The following is a 15768-nucleotide window of genomic DNA, read 5'->3' on the forward strand; positions in this document are numbered from 1 at the left end:
TCACTGGCAGACGGCGTTCGCCATCACTATGCCGTTCATATTTTTGCTGATATCCAGGCGGTAATCCGCGCGGCAAGAGGCGCTTCCCCAGTTCACCAGCAGCAGGCCCTCTTCCGGCAGGCCGCTGAGGAAGACCTGGCCTTTATCGCCGACGATACTGGCCAGGTTCGCATCCTGCCCATCGACGCTTGCCGTCGCGCCAAAGGGCACGGGCTCGCCATTGCTGCGCGTCAGCGTTAACAACACGCGATAGCCCTTATGCGTGTCATACGCCGCGCGCACCACCGCATTACGCGTCGGGTAGACGGTCTGGTTGTTGAGCGGAATATCCACGTTGTCAGCAAACGTGCTGCTGTCGAGCGAGATATCGTAGCGATAATACGGCGTGACGTTGGGGATCACCGTATAACCCCGGAAGTCGGTGGCGACGCCGGTCTGGTTTTCAACCGAAACGCCGCTGGCGCCGGGCGCTTTAATTAAAATCGCCGCGCCGGTAATCGGCTGGCTCAGGGTAATACCGTTTTCGTGCGCCAGAATGCCGCCGCTGATGCCGTAGCTGACCTGTTGGCTATCTGGCGACTGATTGTAACCGGCGTTGAGGTTGGCATAAGTGCCTTTATAGCTGGCGTTTACCCCGCCGGAATCACCGTCTTGTGTGCTGTGGCTTTGCTGTAACGACCAGTTCAGGTTTCTGTCACGCAGCGCGGTGCCGCTAAGGGTGGTGCTGTTCACCGTGGCATCGTGCTTACGCGTGTTCAGCATATAGCTGGCGTATAGCCTGGAATCGAACACCGTAAACGGAACGTGCAGCGACAGCGTGAACAGCCGATCGTTCTGGTTATAACGATCGTCGTCGTTATCGTCATTGTCATTGTCATTGTCCGATCGGTACTGGTAGGTGTTTTTGTTATAGCTGTAGCTCAGCGTATAGCTCACCGGACCCCAGCTATTGTTGTAGCTGGCGCTCAGAGATTCCATCTGCTGCGCGCTGTACCAGTAATCTTCTTTGACCCAACTTAGCGTTAAGGAACCGAGCGTATTGCTAATTTGCTGGTTGACCGAAGCTTCGAAACGATTATGGCGCTTGCCGTAGTTATCATAAAAATCATCGTCCGGGTTGATCACCTCGCTCAGCGAATTGTAGTTTTCGCTGGCGTAACGATAGCCGGCCAGCGAAAACGTGGTGCCCGTACTGACGACGCCCTTGCTGTAGCGGACGCGCCAGGATTGCCCGATTTCTTTGCGGCCATCGTCAAATTTGGCGTGCGACCAGATGCCGTCCAGGGAAATGGCCCCCAGCATCTGCATATTTTGCCCGACGCCGAAGGCGACGGACTGGTATTTATCGCCGGCAATCTGGCTGCCGCCGTACAGGGTGATGCCCCACGGCAGGCCGTACAGCAGGGTCGCCTGGCCGAAGTCGTCCAGCGTGTGGTTGTTATAATCGCGATATTTACCCACGGTCACGCTATATTTTGCCCGTCCGGTGCGCTGCAGAATCGGCAGCGAAGAGTAGGGCACGATAAAATGCTGTTCGCTGCCGTCGGCTTCTTTTACCGTCACGTCATAGTCGCCGTTGCTGCCGGTGGGAAACATATCGTTGATTTCAAATTCGCCCGGCGAAACGGCGGTCTGATAGGCGATATAGCCGTTTTGCCGCACGATAACCTGCGCGTTTGAGCGGGCGATGCCGCGAATCGTCGGGGCGTAACCACGCTGGCTGTTGGGCTGCATTTGATCGTCAGAGGTGAGCTGGAGGCCGCGAAAAGGTACGCTGTCGAACACGTCGGATGGCGTATTGCTGTCTCCGGCGGTAAACTGGCTTTTCAGCGCGATAATGTCGCGCTGTAAATAGTTATAAACGCTGTTCCAGCTACCGCTCTCGCCGTTATTTGAACTCCAGTTACTGTAGTTGCGAAAACGCCACGGCCCGAGGTTAAAACCCGGCTGGAGAGCGAGATACTTCGATTCCGCATCGTCGGAATCCTCACTGGAACCGTACTCTTTATAGCCGCTGAAGCTGTAGTTCAGCATCAGCGCGGTAATCCCCTCCTGCCACTTTTCCGGCGGTACGTAGCCGCGTGCGTTGTTGGCGATGTAGAGTTGCGGGATGCTTACTGATAATGCCTGTTGCTGAAAATCAAACCGCTGGCTGGCGCCGGGGATAACGCTGAGATCGACGCAGCCTTTTTCACTCTCCAGCGTTGGAAAAAGGTCGGTTTTGACGCCGTTATCTTTTAGTTCCTGGAGCCGTAAACAGCCCTGTAATGCCTGTTGACCGTCACTGAGCGTCGCGAGTTGAAAATCAACGTTTCGTGCGCCGATTTCTGTTTTATTGATATTGATAGTGACGTAATAGGTGCCAGGCAGCTGGCTTTTGTCGTTATCAAATGTCGACAGATCGACGCTTGTGCGACTCGCCTGCCCATGGTTTTCAATAAATGCCGGATTGAAATAGTCGCGCGCCCATGCAACGTGTGCGAACGTGCTGCCCAGCGCGATACACACAGCGCAGCGCGATAAATAAAATACCCGGTGTTGCCTTTTGCGCATCGGCACTCTCATCCCTGTCACTCTTCTCAAGGCGTTTGTTTATGTTCGGGGCCAGTACCGCCAAAATCGTTGATGATAGACCAGACAATCGGGCCGCTGGCGGCGGCAGGCAGCGTGTACTGCGCGTTGCCGAAAGGCGCCACATAGCGCGGGGCTTTCACTTTTTGACTGCCAACGGAAAGGGTGGCGAAGTTCATATAATAGGGCGTGGGGTTCTTCACGGTGAGCGTGCGACCCTGACGCGACCACGTTAACCGATCGGCAACCTCTTCTGGTTTTTGGGTTAACGCTTTTGGCCGGTAAATCAGCTTAAATTCCGCTTTAACGGCCAGCATGAGTGTGTTGTGTTTATTGTCCGGATTGCTGCTGGGAATCGATTTAATATCCAGCCAGTACAGCGACTCGCGATCTTCCGGCAAATTGCCGCCGGTACGGATAATTCGTAGTACGTTCTTTTGCCCGCCATTAAGGCGAAAAAGCGGCGGGGTGACCATAAACGGCGCATCGCCGCTCGCCCCTGTTTCGCTGATCGATTGCGCCCAGGACTGAATTAAATAGGGAACGTTGTCGTTATTGCTTATCGATATGGACGCATCTTTGGCATCGCCGTGAAAAATAACCCGCGTTGTGCCGATGTTTATCCCTGCGGCATGCGCCAGCGAACCGCACAACAGGCAACAAAGCAACCCTGCTTTAGCCAATGAATTCATTGATGACCTCAATAAACAAAGGGGCCAGCCGACGCTGGCCGCCAGGATCAGTTATATTGCAGATAGAATGTTGCGGTTGCATCGACCGTTCCCGACTTAACGGGAACCGCGGTGGCGATATAGCGGGCGGTGAAAGGCATTGAGAGTTCCGTCACCCCCTCTGCTGTAGGGAGGTTGACTGGGGCAGACCATGCCTGAAGATCGTTAAAGGTCATAGGGGTGCTAGTTTTATCAAGAATTTGCACGCCAATATTCTCAGCATCATCCTCATTTTTCAGGATGGTCGCATCGGTTCCGTCGAGTGTGCCTTCAAAGCGCGCCTGTACACTGCTGTAGACGTTTGCGTCGCAGTTTTCGAGTTCGATGGTGAAGTCTGTATCCCCTGCCGTCTGCCCTGCGGCAGTGAAAAGAGAGGCAAATTCTTCCTGTAATGTCACCTCTACTGAATCCGTTTTTACCGTACAGGCGTTTTGCTTAATGAGGCCGGTGATATGTACGGTGCCGTCTTTGGCGGTGTCTGCCAGCGCGGCGGGGGAGAGGGTGATGGCGGCCAGTGCCACAGTGAGTGTTTTTAAGGAGAGTTTCATTATCTTTGATCCTTTAAGATATTATAAATATTGACATAGTAACAATATCTATAGTGTGGAAAGTTATTGTTCTTTTTATTCCCGAATGAGTAAATATAATGTCCGATGATTTTTACGGCGAGAAGAAAAATTCAGAATACATAAATATGAAATATTTATAATATATATTTAATCAATTATTTTGGTGAGTGTTTGTTTAATTGAATCGCCGTGATTACCCTTTAATGGGCCAGATTCTATGAAGGCTGCTAACAATTTTAAAAATAATGCAAATTTTTTTGAATAAAAAATGATCGTGGTCATAGTGTGTTGTCGGCCAAAAAAACATGCTGACATCATGCAGGATTGGAGCTCAATGGAGGAGAAGTTATGCTGGGATGGGTCATTTCCTGTCATGACGATCGGGCGCAGGAAATGCTCGAAGGTCTTGAAAAGAAGTATGGGCCGTTGGCGCAGTGTCGGGCGGTCAATTTCTGGCGTGGGTTAAGCGTAAATATGCTCAGCCGCATGATGTGTGACGCCCTCCATGCCACCGACTCCGGTGAAGGCGTGATATTTTTAACCGACATTTCCGGCGCGGCGCCTTATCGTGTAGCGTCGCTGATGAGCCATAAACATTCTCAATGTGAAGTTATTTCCGGTGTTAGCTATTCATTGATGGAGGAAATGATTACCTGGCGAGAGTCAATGAGCAGTTCAGCATTTCGCGACCAGATTGTCGCGCTTGGCGCGCCGGATGTCACCAGTCTCTGGCATCAGCAGCAGAAAAATCCGCCTTTTGTATTGCTGCATGATTCGTATGAGTTTTGATCAATACCATTGACGACGCTTTTGCTACAATGACGGCGTTTTTTCGCCTCGGTTATGATATATGGTTATGCGCGTTGTTCTTATCTTGCTGTTCTTTTTCGCCGGTAATGTGTTGGCTGCCTTGCCCGCTCGTTATATGCAAACGACGAAAGATGCCGCCATCTGGTCGCAGATTGGCGACAAAATGGTGACCGTAGGGAATATCCGCGCCGGACAAATTCTTTCCGTAACGCCTGTTGCGGCTGATTATTATGCCTTTAAATTCGGCTTCGGTGTGGGCTTTATCGATAAAGGCCATCTGGAATCCGTGCAGGGAAAACAAAAAGTGGAAGATGGCCTGGGCGATCTTAACAAGCCGCTCAGCAATCAGAATCTGGTGACCTGGAAGGACACGCCGGTGTATAACGCGCCGGACATCAGTAGCGCCCCGTTTGGCGTATTGGTGGATAATTTGCGTTACCCCATTATTAGCAAGCTGAAAGGCCGGCTACATCAAACCTGGTATCAGATCCGTATTGGCGACAGGCTGGCTTATGTCAGCGCCATGGATGCGCAGGAAGACAACGGCATTCCGATTTTGACCTATCATCACATCTTACGTGATGAAGAGAATACTCGTTTTCGCCATACGTCCACCACGACTTCGGTTCGGGCATTCAGCAACCAAATGACCTGGCTTCGCGATCGCGGCTATGCCACGTTGACGATGTACCAACTGGAGGATTACATCTATAACCGCGCTAATTTCCCGGCGCGCGCGGTGGCTATCACCTTTGATGATGGCCTTAAATCGGTGAGTCGCTATGCGTATCCGGTATTAAAGCAGTACGATATGAAAGCGACGGCATTTATTATCTCATCGCGTATTAAGCGCCATCCGCAAAAATGGAATCCCAGGTCGCTGCAATTTATGAGCGTGTCCGAATTGCGCAAGATAAGCGATGTTTTTGATTTTCAGTCGCATACCCATTTTTTACACCGGGTAGACGGGCATCGCCGCCCGATTTTATATAGCCGCAGCTACCATAATATTCTGTTTGATTTTGAACGTTCGCGGAGGGCGCTCACACAGTTTACTCCGCACGTATTTTATCTTTCTTATCCCTTTGGCGGCTATAACGCGACCGCGATCAAAGCAGCAAAAGACGCCGGTTTCCATCTGGCGGTCACCACGGTGAGAGGGAAGGTGAAGCCGGGAGATAATCCGATGCTGCTCAAAAGGCTGTATATTCTGCGCACGGATTCGCTGGAAACCATGTCGCGGCTGATCAGCAACCAGCCGCAGGGATAAGGACTATCAGGCAACCTGTACCGGAATAGCTTTCGCGGTGCGCTTCATTTCGTTGTCGCCTTCAAAATAGGCCACTTTCGGACGCCATGTACGCGCTTCTTCATCAGACATGGTGACGAAGCTGGCGATAATCACAATGTCGCCAACTTCAGCGCAGTGCGCCGCCGCACCGTTCACCGAGATGATTCTGGAGCCGCGTTCAGCCGCAATCGCATAGGTTGAGAAACGTTTCCCATTGGTTACGTTCCAGATATCAATCGCTTCGTTTTCCAGAATACCGGAGGCATCAAGGAAATCCTGGTCAATGGCACAAGAACCTTCGTAGTGCAGGTCCGCCTGCGTGACTTTTACGCGGTGGAGCTTGCCTTGCAGCATGGTGCGAATCATAACTTCTTTACCCTGTCGTTTACCTTGGCTAAGCAGGCGCTTGTGGCCTGCTTTGGAAATTCTCAGGCAGTATTGCCCGATTTTTAACCCCTGTCTACTGGGCTAATGTAACGCTTTGATTATCGATCAGACGCGCCTGACCCAGCCAGGCGGCAGCCAGAATCACTGCGCGTTTGCTGGTTTCCGTCAGCTCCAGCAGCGTGTCGGCATCACGGATTTGAATGTCGTCGGCACGGAAGCCTTTTTCATTCAGTTCCTGTTCGGCAATGGCAATAATCTCTTGCAGCTCACGATTACCCGCAATCAGTTTTTCAGCGATGCTATTCATCACGTTGTATAGACCCGGCGCAATTTTGCGCTGCTCTGCGGTCAGATAAGCGTTACGTGAGCTGAGCGCCAGACCGTCTTTAGCGCGAATAATCGGCACGCCGACGATCTCAATGTCATAACTCATATCCGCCACCATTTTGCGGATCAGCGCCAGTTGCTGGAAATCCTTCTCGCCAAAGCAGGCGATATCCGGCTGGATCAGGTTGAACAGCTTGCTGACGATAGTCGAGACGCCGCGGAAGTGGCCCGGACGGCTGGCGCCTTCCAGCATGGTGGAGAGGCCGGGAACATCAACGTACGTCTGGCCTTCCAGCCCCTGTGGGTAGATTTCCTCAACGGCTGGCGCAAAGACATAATCGACTTTGCGTTTGTTCAGCTTTTCACAATCTTCCTGCAGCGTGCGCGGATAACGCACCAGATCGTCCGGCCGATCAAACTGCATCGGATTGACGAAAATGCTGACGATCACCACATCAGCCCGGGCTTTTGCCTCATCGACCAGCTTCATATGGCCGTCGTGCAGGTTGCCCATGGTGGGAACCAGTGCGACGCGTTTACCTTCCTGACGCAGACGACGAATATGCTGGCGCAGCAGCGGCAGGGTTTCAATGATTAGCACAACAAAACTCCTTGAGTTGCTTGATGATCCTGCCCGATGGCGCTGCGCTTATCAGGCCTACATCCGTTGAGGATCTGTAGGCCGGATAAGACGCGTCGCGTCGCCATCCGGCACGGTCAGAAAAATTAGTGAAAGCTGTGTTCTTCGCCCGGATAAACGCCGGACTCCACTTCAGCCATATACTGCTGTACGGCGGCGCGCATGTCGCCTGCTTCAGCAAGGAAATTTTTCGCGAATTTGGGAATATGGCCGCCGGTGATGCCAAACGCATCGTGCATCACCAGGATCTGACCGTCGGTGACGTTGCCCGCGCCGATGCCGATCACCGGAATCGACAGCGCTTCCGTGACGCGCTTCGCCAGCTCAACCGGCACGCATTCCAGCACCAGCAGTTGAGCGCCAGCGGCTTCTAAAGCCAGCGCGTCATCCAGCAGCACTTGTCCTGCATCTCCACGGCCCTGAATTTTATAGCCGCCGAAGATATTCACCGACTGGGGCGTTAACCCCAGATGACCACAAACCGGCACGGCACGTTCGGTGAGCATTTTCACCGTATCAACCAGCCAGGCGCCGCCTTCAATTTTGACCATATTGGCCCCCGCACGCATCACGATAGCCGCGTTTTCACATGCCTGTTCCGGGGTGGCGTAAGCCATAAACGGCAGGTCGGAGAGCAATAGACAGTTGGGCGCGCCGCGGCGTACCGCGCGGGTGTGGTAGGCGATATCTTCCACGGTGACCGGCAGGGTGGAGTCGTGCCCCTGAATTGTCATGCCCAGAGAGTCGCCAACCAGCATCACATTGATACCTTCGTCGGCAAATAACTTAGCGAAGCTGTAGTCGTAGGCGGTAATTGTCGCGAAGCGTTTTTTCTCTTGCTTGCATTTCTGCAGCAGTGAAATGGTGGTGGGTTTCATAACGTTTCCTGATGGTAAAAGTTATATTTCCCGGCATTCTAACAGTCATATTCAGGGGGGCAATTGATTTAAGCAATCGTTTGGCGCTAAAGCAGTAAACGCTAAAGGGGAGGCGATGTTTTACCAGTGGGCGGGTTTTGCAGCACCAAGATGGGTGAGATGCTGATGCAGGCTGATACCATCCGGAAAGATCAGATCAGGAGCGATTTCGAATAACGGCCACAGCATAAAACCGCGATTTTTCATGTCGTAGTGCGGCACGGTCAGACGGTCGGTGTTAATGACTTCATCGCCAAACAGCATAATGTCGAGATCCAGCGTGCGCGGCCCCCAGCGTTCGGCCTTGCGCACCCGGCCCTGTTGCAGCTCAATGCGCTGGGTATGGTTAAGCAATTCTTCGGGGGCGAGAGCGGTATCCAGCGCCACCGCAGCGTTCAGGTAATCGGGCTGATCCTGTGGGCCAAGCGGCGGCGTGCGGTAAAACGAAGAAACCGCGACGATACGGCTATCGGGAATGTCGGCGATAGCCTTCAGGGCGGCATTGACCTGCTCCAGCGGAGAGGCCAGATTACTGCCAAGCGCGATATACGCGATCGTCATACGGTGCCCTCGCGGCGCGGCGCGCGTTTGCGCGGACGTGAACGACGGCGGCGTGGAGCAGGATCGTCGTCCAGCTCGTTGAGCATCCCTTTTTGTTCCGGCGGCGCGGAAGCCTGAAACTCGGCCCACCACTGCGCCAGACGTTGCAGTTCAGTATTATTTTCCACTTGGGCGCGCAACTCCAGCAAATCAAACGCGGCGCGGAATTTGGGATGTTCCATCAGTTTCCAGGCGCGTTTGCCCTGACGTCGCGACATGCGTAACTGAAGCTGCCAAATATCACGGGTAAGCGTGGTAAGGCGTTTCGGGATCGCCAGTGAACGGCAGGCTTCATCCAGCACGTCATTCATGGCCAGCGCGAAAGCATCGTAATAGGCAAGGCCGCTCTCCTGAGCGATTTTTTGCGCCATCTCCAGCAGCGGATACCAGAACATGGCGGCAAACAAAAATGCCGGGTTAACGCGCATCTCGTTACGGATGCGGTTATCCGTATTCTTCAACACCTGCGCAATGATGCGTTCCATTGCGCTGTCGCCGTTTTCGGTGAAATAACGCGTAATGGTAGGAAACAACGGCTGGAAGAGGTGGTATTCCCGCAGTTGTTGATAGGTTTCGTAACCGTTCCCCGCCTGCAACAGCTTCAGCGACTCTTCGAACAGGCGCGCGGGAGGAATGTCGTTTAGCAAGGTTGCCAGACGCGGGATTGGCTCAGCCGTTTCAGGGCTGATACGCATATTGAGCTTCGCAGCGAAACGCACGGCGCGCAGCATTCGAACCGGATCTTCGCGGTAGCGCGTTTCCGGATTGCCGATCAGGCGAATCACGCCTTCTTGCAGATCCTGCATCCCGCCGACGTAATCGCGCACGGTAAAATCCGCTACGCTGTAGTAAAGGCTGTTGATGGTGAAATCGCGGCGCTGGGCATCTTCTTCGATAGAGCCGAAGATGTTGTCGCGCAGCAGCATACCGTTTTGCCCACGCTGGGAGGTCGTACGGTCGCTTTCACTGCCTTCATGATGACCACGAAACGTTGCCACTTCGATAATTTCCGGGCCAAACATCACGTGAGCCAGGCGGAAACGACGCCCCACCAGACGGCAATTGCGGAATAATTTCCGTACCTGATCCGGTGTTGCGTTGGTGGTCACGTCGAAATCCTTCGGCTTTTTACCGAGCAGGAGATCGCGGACGCCGCCGCCGACCAGGTAGGCTTCATAGCCCGCTTTGTTCAGCCTGTACAGTACCTTGAGGGCATTTTCACTGATATCTTTGCGGGAGATAGCGTGCTGTTCACGCGGGATAATCGTCATATGTGGACGGGCGACGGCTTGTTCTGCCTCGCTCTCCTCGCGGCTTAACACCTTACGGCAAAAATTAGCGACTCGGGTAAAAATAGCGCACCTCGGTAGTGTCATACATTAATAAGATCAACTTACTCTATGTCTTTCGCATTACGGCAGACGGGCGTAAGAGAGCAACGCGACCTGGGCTGTAAGCATCATTAACGCCGCAGCAATGCGAAAGACGATGAGCAAAAATAGCGGCTAATCATAGCTCAGCGAGACGCATTTGAGAATGCCGGATTTACATTAGCCGATGTGGGTACGGCTGTAAGCCTCCAGTGCGTCACCGCAAAGCGCAGCAACTCCTCAACAGACATCTCCTGCCACGCTACGACGTCGCGTTGGCCTAAAAAGCGCAATGCCTGGACCAGTACCGGGCGCGGATCGCCTGTCGCAAGCGCAGGGGCATGATTTTGCTTGGAAAGTTTAGCGCCTTGTTCGTTGAGCGCCAGCGGAAGGTGCACGTAACCTGGCGCACGCCAGCCAAACTGTTTATACAGAGAAAGTTGTCGGACAGTGGGTTCGATTAAATCTGCGCCGCGGACGATCTCCGTCACCCCCTGAAAATGATCGTCGACCACCACGGCCAGATTATAAGCAAACAGTCCGTCGCGGCGGTGGATAATAAAATCTTCGCTCGCCAGCTGTGGGTCAGCCTGGATATCGCCGCGCAAGGCATCATGGAAATGCATCACTGGATGCTGCTGTTTAATTCTGACGGCGGCATTCTCCGGCCCGTGGCATAACGTCCGGCAATGGCCGTCGTAAATACCGCCCAGACGTTGAATGCGCGAGCGGGGGCAAGTGCAGTAGTAGCTCAGTCCCTGCTCGTGAAGCCAGGCCAGCGCCTCGCGATAAGCCTCATGACGCTGTGATTGCCATAAGACCTCGCCATCCCAGTGCAGGCCGTAATGTTCCAGCTGGCGCAGAATGGTCGCTGCGGCACCGGGAACTTCACGTGGGGGGTCGATATCCTCGATGCGAACGCGCCAAATTCCGCGTTGCGCACGGGCTTGTAGATAGCTGCCGAGGGCGGCGATTAACGAGCCGAAATGCAGTTCGCCGGATGGCGACGGCGCGAAACGGCCAATATAGTGTGAGTCAGTCATGCTGCGGGCAATAAAGAATAAGGCGGGAAAACTCCCGCCTGTCATAAATAGGGTAGAAACGAACGGGATTAACCCGCCATCTGTTTTTCGCGAATTTCAGCCAGCGTTTTGCAGTCGATGCACAGATCGGCTGTTGGACGCGCTTCCAGGCGGCGGATACCAATCTCCACCCCGCAGGACTCGCAATAACCGAAGTCTTCATCTTCCACTTTCTTCAGCGTCTTCTCGATCTTTTTGATCAGTTTGCGCTCACGGTCACGATTACGTAACTCCAGGCTAAACTCCTCTTCCTGCGCGGCGCGATCGACCGGATCGGGGAAGTTGGCGGCTTCGTCCTGCATGTGCGTCACAGTGCGATCGACTTCATCCCGGAGTTGATTACGCCATGCTTCAAGAATACGCTTGAAGTGCGATAGCTGGGCTTCGTTCATATACTCTTCGCCCGGTTTCTCCTGGTACGGCTCCACCCCAGCGATGGCGAGAATACTCAGGGACGATGTTTTACGGTTTTGCCCTTCTTGCATGTTGCTTCTCCTTAACACGCACTATCGATCCCCATGTTCGGGGGAAAATCAGGTCGCTATAAATAGCAGATGCTTTTCCGGATAGCAATTATCTAAACGTAACACTTGACAACCCTGTGAGGAAAAGCGTATTTACGCACGCGGCCAGAATACTTAATAATCAGGCTGTTATTCCACTACAACGTTATGGGTACTGGTTCGTTCAGTTCCATTTTTTGGGCTGAAAGTTCTGCTTTATAAGCTAAAACTTCCACGCCTTTATTCTGAGCCTCGCTCAATAGCTGCGCGTATTTTATATCGATATGACGTGCGGGTGAAAAACGTGTAATGGCGGAGTGCAGCACCGCGAACACCACCACTGCGCGATGACCTGCCGCCGCAACGCCCATCAATTCCCGAAGATGTTTTTGCCCTCGTTCGGTGATGGCGTCGGGAAAATAACCGTTTTCTTTTTCCGCTAACGTGACCGATTTCACTTCAATATAGCAGTCCGGGCGGAAATCTGCCTGTAACATAAAATCTATACGGCTGCGCTCGGCGCCATATTTGACTTCACTTTTCAGAATATTGTACCCCGCCAGCGCCGGCAGGCGATTCTCCTGAATTGCTTCTTTCGTTAGCTGGTTCGCCCGCAGCGTATTCACGCAAATGAATGCGCCGGATTGCGTTTCAGTCAATTCCCAGGTATGCGGATATTTGCGTTTAGTATTTTCTGATGTCGAATACCAGACGGTATCGCCAGGCGTGGCGCAGCCGGTCATCGCGCCGGTATTAGGACAGTGCAGCGTAAGCGTCGTACCGTCAGGGGTGATCACATCAGCTAAAAAACGTTTATAGCGCTGAATCAACGTAGCGCGTTGTAAAGGGGGTGAGAATAGCATCGACATTCCTTGATTATTATTCGCTCAGCGTCCAGCGCTGCAGCTCGGCATAGCGGGTACGGCCTTGCCCATACGAAGAGGCGTAAAGCGCAAACGATGTGACCGGAAATGACCAGCAAAAGCCCGGCGGCGGGATAGCCACCGTATGGCTGGCGTCGCGCAGCAGCGTAATATGCGGGTGAAAAGGCTGCGGGCTTTGGTAACAACCGCTGCGGGCGGCCTGCGCGCGCAGCATATTAGCCAACTGCAACAACCCGCGCGGCGGCTGGCGCATCCCCAGCCACACTACGCGCGAACGCAGCCACTGACCGGCGTCATCCAGATGTAGCGTAAAGCCCGGCTGGCGAATTCGTCCGGCCAGTTGCACAAGCGCGCGCTGCTTATCGTTACTGACGTCGCCTAAAAAGGCCAGCGTCAGATGTAGGTTCGCCGCTGCCACGGGGCGTCCGTCTTCAGACGCAAAATGGGCGGCGCGCCAGGCGATGATTTGCGCGCGCGCGTCGTCGGGTAAGTCAATAGCAAAAAACAGCCGTTTTGGCTCAGACATAGGGATACTCGGTTATGGATTAACACGATGCTACAATGCGGCGCAAAGAAAGTTAACCCCGTGGAGCCGTTTGTGACGTCATTGCCCGTTGCCGCCGTATTGCCTGAATTGTTGACAGCCCTAAAAACCGCGCCGCAGGTTTTGTTGTCCGCGCCTACCGGGGCGGGGAAATCCACCTGGTTGTCGTTGCAACTCCTGCAACAGGGGCCGGTTGCTGGAAAAATCCTTCTGCTTGAACCGCGTCGTCTGGCGGCGCGTAATGTCGCGCAGCGTCTGGCGGAAGCGTTGAATGAAAAGCCTGGCGAAACGGTAGGTTACCGGATGCGCGCGCAAAGCTGCGTGGGGCCGCGTACCCGGCTGGAAGTGGTGACCGAAGGCGTATTGACTAGAATGATTCAGCGCGATCCCGAATTACGCGGCGTGGGGCTGGTGATACTGGATGAATTTCATGAGCGCAGTTTACAGGCGGATTTAGCGTTGGCGCTGTTGCTGGATATCCAGCAAGGGCTCCGTGACGATCTCAGGCTGTTAATCATGTCAGCGACGCTGGATAACGACAGGCTTTGTCAGCGACTGCCTGATGCGCCGACGATCGTCTCGGAGGGGCGCGCGTTTCCCGTGGAGCGACGTTATCAGCCGCTCGCGGCGCATTTGCGTTTTGATGAAGCCGTCGCGATGGCGACAGCGGAACTGCTGCGCAATGAAAACGGTTCGCTGCTGCTATTTTTACCCGGCGTAGGCGAAATACAGCGCGTTCATGAACATCTGGCGTCGCGGGTAGGGAGCGATGTCCTGCTTTGTCCGCTGTATGGCGCATTGTCTCTGGAAGCGCAACGCAAAGCGATTGTTCCCGCCCCCGCCGGGATGCGTAAAGTGGTGTTGGCGACTAACATTGCCGAAACCAGTTTGACGATTGAAGGGATTCGTCTGGTCGTCGATAGCGCTCAGGAGCGCGTGGCGCGATTCGACGCGCGAACGGGACTGACGCGGCTGGTTACGCAGCGTATCAGTCAGGCATCAATGACGCAGCGCGCGGGGCGCGCCGGACGACTGGCGCCGGGAATCTGTTTACATCTGCTGGCCAAAGAACAGGCGGAGCGGGCGGCGGCGCAAAGCGATCCGGAAATCTTACACAGCGACCTCTCCGGTTTGTTGATGGAGGTGTTGCAGTGGGGATGTCACGATCCGACATCGCTTTTCTGGCTGGACAGGCCGCCGGAGGTGAATCTTCAGGCCGCCCGCCGTTTATTATTGATGTTAGGCGCGCTGGAGGGCGAGCGGTTAAGCGCGCGGGGCCGGAAAATGGCGGCAATGGGTAACGATCCGCGCCTGGCGGCGATGTTAGTCAACGCCGACGAGGGCGACAGCGCCGCCACCGCCGCCATGCTCGCGGCCATCCTTGAGGACCCGCCGCGCGGCGGCGGTACGGATTTAAGCGGGCTATTTTCGCGGCGGCAGCCGGGCTGGCAGCAGCGTAGCCAGCAGCTTTTAAAACGGCTGCAGGTGCGTAATGGCGAGCCGGATAGCGCGCTTATTATGCCGCTGTTGGCCAGAGCGTTTAGCGACCGCATCGCGCGGCGTCGTGGTCAGGAAGGGCGCTATCAGTTAGCCAATGGTATGGGCGCGATGTTAGATGCGGATGACGCGTTGGGACGTCATGAATGGCTGATCGCGCCGCTGTTACTGCAAGGTAGCGCCTCGCCGGACGCCCGAATATTGTTGGCGCAGCCGCTGGATATTGCCTCGCTGATTCAGGCGTGTCCTGATTTACTGCGCCAGTCCGACACGGTTGAATGGGACGAGGCGCAGGGAACGTTGAAAGCATGGCGCAGAATGCGTATTGGACAGTTGACGGTTAGCGTTCAGCCACTGGCGAAGCCGTCTGAAGAGGAGCTTCATCAGGCGATGCTGAACGGCATCCGCGATAAAGGTCTGTCCGTCCTTAACTGGACGCCGGAAGCGGAGCAGTTCCGTCTGCGTCTGCACTGTGCGGCGAAATGGCTGCCGGAATATGACTGGCCTGCCGTGGATGAGGCGTCGCTGCTGGCGACTCTGGAAAATTGGTTGCTGCCGCACATGACAGGCGTACAGTCGTTACGGAGTCTGAAATCTCTGAATGTGACTCAGGCGTTACGGGGACTGCTTGACTATGCCATGCTGCAACGTCTGGATAGTGAACTGCCTGGGCATTACACTGTGCCGACGGGAAGCCGAATAACGATTCGTTATCATGAAGATAACCCGCCCGCGCTGGCGGTCAGAATGCAGGAAATGTTTGGCGAAGCGAAGACCCCAACCATCGCTCAGGGCCGCGTGCCGCTGGTGCTGGAACTGCTTTCGCCAGCGCAGCGACCGCTACAGATTACGCGCGATTTAAGCGCTTTCTGGCAGGGGGCGTATCGCGAAGTGCAAAAAGAGATGAAGGGCCGTTACCCCAAACATGTCTGGCCGGACGATCCGGCGAATACGGCCCCAACGCGGCGCACGAAGAAGTATTCGTGACGTGTTATACGTTGCCTCCAGGCCAGATAAGGCGTTAATCGCCATCCGGCAAAAGGGT

General features: G+C 54.4%; 15 protein-coding genes. 3 read left to right on the forward strand and 12 right to left on the reverse strand.

Going from position 1 to position 15768, the window contains the following annotated elements; genetic code table 11:
* From J4613_RS08970 to J4613_RS08980, 3 genes are read right to left on the reverse strand one after another with little or no spacing between them, the layout of a single operon-like run.
* Entirely contained in the window at positions 1-2553 is a 2553-nt protein-coding gene (locus tag J4613_RS08970; RefSeq protein ID WP_111742457.1) for a fimbrial outer membrane usher protein, read from the reverse strand.
* Positions 2554-2579: 26 nt separating this feature from the next.
* Positions 2580-3263, reverse strand: a complete 684-nt coding sequence (gene stiB, locus J4613_RS08975; protein ID WP_001086403.1) for a fimbrial biogenesis chaperone StiB — start codon at positions 3261-3263, stop codon at positions 2580-2582.
* A 47-nt stretch (positions 3264-3310) separates the two neighbouring features.
* Entirely contained in the window at positions 3311-3850 is a 540-nt protein-coding gene (locus tag J4613_RS08980) for a fimbrial protein (RefSeq protein ID WP_000777532.1), read from the reverse strand.
* A gap of 369 nt (positions 3851-4219) precedes the next feature.
* Between J4613_RS08980 and J4613_RS08985 the strand changes: the two genes are divergently transcribed.
* The gene (locus J4613_RS08985) at positions 4220-4660 is read left to right on the forward strand and encodes a PTS sugar transporter subunit IIA (RefSeq protein WP_000901960.1); all 441 of its coding nucleotides are present in this window, start codon (positions 4220-4222) and stop codon (positions 4658-4660) included.
* Positions 4661-4721: 61 nt separating this feature from the next.
* Positions 4722-5951, forward strand: a complete 1230-nt coding sequence (locus J4613_RS08990) for a polysaccharide deacetylase family protein (protein ID WP_000245312.1) — start codon at positions 4722-4724, stop codon at positions 5949-5951.
* 6 nt (positions 5952-5957) lie between these two features.
* Here the strand turns inward: J4613_RS08990 and panD are convergent, their stop codons facing one another.
* The 9 genes from panD to thpR form a co-directional block, all read right to left on the reverse strand.
* The gene (gene panD / locus J4613_RS08995; RefSeq protein WP_000621526.1) at positions 5958-6338 is read right to left on the reverse strand and encodes an aspartate 1-decarboxylase; all 381 of its coding nucleotides are present in this window, start codon (positions 6336-6338) and stop codon (positions 5958-5960) included.
* Between the two features lie 94 nt (positions 6339-6432).
* On the reverse strand, positions 6433-7287 hold the full coding sequence (gene panC, locus J4613_RS09000; RefSeq protein ID WP_000905347.1) for a pantoate--beta-alanine ligase: 855 nt from the start codon (positions 7285-7287) through the stop codon (positions 6433-6435).
* 125 nt (positions 7288-7412) lie between these two features.
* Positions 7413-8204 (reverse strand): 3-methyl-2-oxobutanoate hydroxymethyltransferase, encoded by a 792-nt coding sequence (gene panB, locus J4613_RS09005; protein WP_000805487.1) that lies wholly within the window; start codon positions 8202-8204, stop codon positions 7413-7415.
* A gap of 120 nt (positions 8205-8324) precedes the next feature.
* Positions 8325-8804: a 2-amino-4-hydroxy-6-hydroxymethyldihydropteridine diphosphokinase gene (folK, locus tag J4613_RS09010; RefSeq protein WP_000150773.1), complete on the reverse strand. Its 480-nt coding sequence runs from the start codon at positions 8802-8804 to the stop codon at positions 8325-8327.
* The gene (gene pcnB, locus J4613_RS09015) at positions 8801-10198 is read right to left on the reverse strand and encodes a polynucleotide adenylyltransferase PcnB (RefSeq protein ID WP_125540466.1); all 1398 of its coding nucleotides are present in this window, start codon (positions 10196-10198) and stop codon (positions 8801-8803) included. The genes folK and pcnB overlap by 4 nt, the downstream gene beginning before the upstream one ends.
* A 161-nt stretch (positions 10199-10359) precedes the next feature.
* Positions 10360-11256, reverse strand: a complete 897-nt coding sequence (gene gluQRS / locus J4613_RS09020) for a tRNA glutamyl-Q(34) synthetase GluQRS (RefSeq protein WP_001667835.1) — start codon at positions 11254-11256, stop codon at positions 10360-10362.
* Positions 11257-11324: 68 nt separating this feature from the next.
* Positions 11325-11780: an RNA polymerase-binding protein DksA gene (gene dksA, locus J4613_RS09025; RefSeq protein WP_001155232.1), complete on the reverse strand. Its 456-nt coding sequence runs from the start codon at positions 11778-11780 to the stop codon at positions 11325-11327.
* A gap of 176 nt (positions 11781-11956) precedes the next feature.
* Positions 11957-12661: a DNA/RNA nuclease SfsA gene (gene sfsA, locus J4613_RS09030; protein ID WP_000899412.1), complete on the reverse strand. Its 705-nt coding sequence runs from the start codon at positions 12659-12661 to the stop codon at positions 11957-11959.
* Between the two features lie 16 nt (positions 12662-12677).
* Complete coding sequence (gene thpR / locus J4613_RS09035) at positions 12678-13208, reverse strand: RNA 2',3'-cyclic phosphodiesterase (protein WP_080169564.1); 531 nt, start codon at positions 13206-13208, stop codon at positions 12678-12680.
* A gap of 72 nt (positions 13209-13280) precedes the next feature.
* Between thpR and hrpB the strand changes: the two genes are divergently transcribed.
* Positions 13281-15710: an ATP-dependent helicase HrpB gene (gene hrpB, locus J4613_RS09040; protein ID WP_198871415.1), complete on the forward strand. Its 2430-nt coding sequence runs from the start codon at positions 13281-13283 to the stop codon at positions 15708-15710.
* Positions 15711-15768 lie beyond the last annotated feature (58 nt).

This window comes from Salmonella sp. 32020114201800008SM (genome assembly GCF_017572025.1).
Classification (GTDB): Bacteria; Pseudomonadota; Gammaproteobacteria; order Enterobacterales; family Enterobacteriaceae; genus Salmonella; species Salmonella enterica.